The organism is Mycobacterium arosiense ATCC BAA-1401 = DSM 45069, assembly GCF_002086125.1.
In the GTDB taxonomy this organism is placed as follows: domain Bacteria; phylum Actinomycetota; class Actinomycetes; order Mycobacteriales; family Mycobacteriaceae; genus Mycobacterium; species Mycobacterium arosiense.
In genome coordinates this window covers 1-3,495 of the sequence record NZ_MVHG01000163.1, presented here as the reverse complement: position 1 = coordinate 3,495, position 3,495 = coordinate 1, and the positions used below count along the sequence as shown (strand labels likewise).

The 3,495-nt window shown below is 68.8% G+C and carries 4 protein-coding genes; all 4 read right to left on the bottom strand.

Features of this window, described 5'->3' with window-relative positions:
• A partial coding sequence (locus tag BST14_RS27630) for a lytic transglycosylase domain-containing protein (RefSeq protein WP_211280832.1) occupies positions 1–1,156 on the bottom strand: 1,156 nt, incomplete at its 3' end.
• 107 nt (positions 1,157–1,263) lie between these two features.
• A complete protein-coding gene (locus BST14_RS27625; RefSeq protein WP_083067437.1) occupies positions 1,264–1,806 on the bottom strand; it encodes a DUF1003 domain-containing protein in 543 nt (180 codons plus the stop codon).
• Positions 1,803–3,110 (bottom strand): magnesium transporter MgtE N-terminal domain-containing protein, encoded by a 1,308-nt coding sequence (locus tag BST14_RS27620; RefSeq protein ID WP_083067436.1) that lies wholly within the window; start codon positions 3,108–3,110, stop codon positions 1,803–1,805. The genes BST14_RS27625 and BST14_RS27620 overlap by 4 nt, the downstream gene beginning before the upstream one ends.
• 62 nt (positions 3,111–3,172) lie before the next feature.
• On the bottom strand, positions 3,173–3,495 hold a 323-nt coding region (locus tag BST14_RS27615), incomplete at its 5' end, for a DUF4190 domain-containing protein (RefSeq protein WP_142279657.1).

Below are 3,495 nucleotides of genomic sequence, written 5' to 3'. Positions count from 1 at the left end.
GACCGGCATCCGGGGGCGGCGCGCCGAACGGCGGCGGCGGACCCGCGGGCGGGGTGCCCTGCGAGCTGATGCAGATCACCGTGCAACCGGGAACCTGGGCCGGGGCCTGCTGGGGCGTCGGCGTCATCCACGGGAACATCGGCGAGGGACTGCCGAGCGCCGGGCTGCTCAGGTCGATCAGCGGGACCCGAGCCAGCGGGTCGTCCAGCGGCAGGCCGTTGATGTTCATCGGCAGGTTGGGCCCGAGCCCTTCGGGGTGCTCGAGGTGCGCGTCGCCCAGCGGCGGCGGCGGCCCGGTCATCGGCGGCAGGTCGACCGGCACGACGCCCGTGGCGTAGGCCGCCGCCCAGCCCAACACGTTCTGCGCGTAGGGCATCGAGTTGTTGTAGCGCAGGATCGCGGTCAAGACCTGCGACTGATCACGCAGATTGAGTCCGCCGCTGCACAGGTAACGGGCGGCCGCCAGCGTTGCGTCGAAGATGTTCTGCGGATCCGCCACGCCGTCGCCCTTGCCGTCCGAGGCGTAGCGCGCCCAGGTGCCCGGCAGGAACTGCATGGGTCCCATCGCGCGGGCGTAGGTGACGCGGTTCCCGGCGCTGCTCTGGACGATGGTTTCGTTGCCGGGCAGCGTGCCGTCCAGGGACGGGCCGTAGATGGGGGTGATCGCGGTGCCGCGTGCGTCCACCGCTCCACCGCCCGCGTGGCCTGATTCGATGCGCCCGATTCCCGCCAAGAGGTTCCAGCTGACGCCACAGCCCGGGGCGGCGATGGCCATCTTTTGTTCCGCGCTACGGTAGGCGGCCAGCGCGACGCTTGGAATGCCAAGGGCGCCAGGCGCATTCACGATCATTGCCGGCGGCGGAGCCGACAATGCGGGCTCGGCGACGTGAAAGAGCGTGGGGCCGCGATCGATCGCGACGACGGCGGGACCGGTGAGGTCGGGGAAACTGGGGGACACCGCGGCCACCGGGGCGACGGCGGCATGCACCGGGGGCATTCGCATCGGAAGCGAAGGGGCCGTCGCGCTGACCGCCCCCGCGAAGACCAGTGGAGTGATCATTGCCATGCCGAAAATCGGCTTGCGCGTGTTCCGAAGTGCTCGCTGCCGCACAGTCGCGGCGGCGGGGCTTTCACCCCGGCTTCCCCCTATGCGCACTCGACCGTCCTAGTTATGTGAGCTGGGTACACTTTCTGTTGGCTCGGTGAACCAGATCACCATACATAACTCTTGTGACACGAGTGGCGCAATGGTTCAGACGGTTCTCACCTGGATTTCTTAGCCGTTCGCTCCAGGCCATCGCCGCCCTGAACCGCGTCGGCATCCGCGGCGCCCGGCTGCATCTTTGTCAGCAACTCGCGCAGGTCATCGAGCTCGTGACGCAGGTATTCACGCGTTGTCACCTCACCGACGGCCAGCCGCACCGCGGCCAGTTCGCGGGCCAGAAACTCGGTGTCGGCCTTGGTCTGCGCCGCGCGACGGCGGTCCTCTTCGAGTGCCACCCGGTCCCGGTTCTCCTGGCGGTTCTGGGCCAGCAGGATCAGCGGTGCCGCGTAGGCGGCCTGGGTCGAGAACGCCAAATTCAGCAGGATGAACGGATAGGGGTCCCAGCGCAGCCGCACGGCGAACAGGTTCAGCGCGATCCACACGAAGACCACGATCGTCTGCAGCAGCAGGTACCGCCCGGTGCCGAAGAAGCGGGCGATCGACTCGGTGAACTGTCCGACGGTTTCTGGATCCAGCCGCGGCGAGTATCTGCGCGATGTCCGTGGGGTGTAGAGCCCCCGCGGAGACGTGGACCTGCTCACGCGGATCCTCCCAGTCCTTCGAGGCGGCCGGCGGTGTCGAGGTCCTGCATGTCCACCCGCCAATCGTGCGGCAGCAGGTGATCGAGCAGGTCGTCGACGGTGACCGCCCCCACCAGATGGTTCTGGTCGTCGACCACAGGCCCGCACACCAGGTTGTAGGCGGCGAGGTAGCGGGTCACCGAGACCAGCGGTGTCTCGGGCGTCAGCGTCAGCAGGTCGCTGTCGACGATCCCGCCGACCAGCTCGGCCGGTGGCTCGCGCAGCAGTCGCTGCAGCGCCACACACCCCAGGTAGCGCCCGGTCGGGGTGGCCGTGGGCGGACGCACCACGAACACCATGGACGACAGCGCGGCGCTGATATCGGGATCGCGGACGCGGGCCAGCGCCTCGGCGACCGCGGTGTCCGGGGTCAGCACCACCGGGTCCGAGGTCATCAGTCCGCCGGCGGTGTCGGGCGAGTGGGTGAGCAGCCGTCGCACCGTGGCGGAATCCCCGGGATCCATCCGGGTCAGCAGCATTTCGGCGTCGGTCGGATTCAGCACACCCAAAAGGTCGGCGGCGTCGTCGGGATCCATCTCCTCGAGCACATCGGCGGATCGCTCGGTGCCCAGCTGCGACAGCACGTCGGCCTGGTCCAACTCGGGCAGTTCCTGCAGGATGTCCGCCAGCCGGTCGTCGTTGAGCGCCTTGAGCACCTCGTAGCGGCGCTTGGCAGGCAGTCCGCGGATGGCGTCGGCCACGTCGACCGGTTTGCGGCCCTCGAACTGATCCAGCAGCTGGGCCACGGCTTGGCCCGGCAGCGCCAGCGCCGACGGGGTCAAGCCCTGCACGTGGTGCCAGTCGACGACGTGTACCGGGCCGCGTCGCCCCAGCCGGCGCTGGCTGCGCACGGCGACCCGGCTCACCATCCAGTCCCGCGTTCGGGTCTGCTCGATGCCCAGATCGGTGATCATCACGTCCAGCCCCGCCAGCTCCGGCAGTTCGGGGTCGGTCACCTTGACGGCGGTGTCGAGCACCTGGCCGATTGCCAGCACCTCGCCGGGCCGCTGCACGAAATGGCGCAAAGACACGTTGCCGGTGCTCAACGTCACCGCGTTGGGCTCGATGGAGGCGACCCGCAAAATCGGAATGAAGATGCTGCGCCGGGTGGCCAGGTCCACGACCAACCCCAACACGCGCGGTTGCTGGCGCACGATGCTGATGCTGATGACGACGTCGCGCACTCGGCCGACGGATTCACCAAGCGGGCCCAGCACCAACATGCGCGACAGCCGCGCGACGTACACCCTGTTGACCGATCCCATGGAAGTAGAGCCTAGGCAGCCGCGGGCCGGATGGCAGACAACCGGCTCCGGCGCGCTTGGCGCTAATGCGTGTGGATCGCGAAGAGCACGACCACAAGCATCACGAGCAGCGTGGCGATTCCGATGACGATGCCGGCGACCGCCAGGCCGAAGCCGTCCTGACGGGTCCGCTTGATCTGATCCAGGGCGATCGCACCCAGCACCATGGCCACGATCGAGCCGATGCAGCACAGCAGGCCAGTGAAGGACGCGATGAGCGACGCGATCGCCAGTGGGTTCGTCCCGGGCCGCGCTGCCACCGGTCCATAGCCACCCGGGTAGTCCGGCGTCGAGGGATAGCCCGGATATGCGGGCGGCCCATAGGTGGGCGGGCCGCCAAAGGGCG

What these genes read in the sequence shown, in the direction of transcription:
- BST14_RS27620 (WP_083067436.1), bottom strand. Translation starts at nt 3,110, where the DNA reads ATGGGATCGGTCAACAGGGTGTACGTCGCGCGGCTGTCGCGCATGTTG.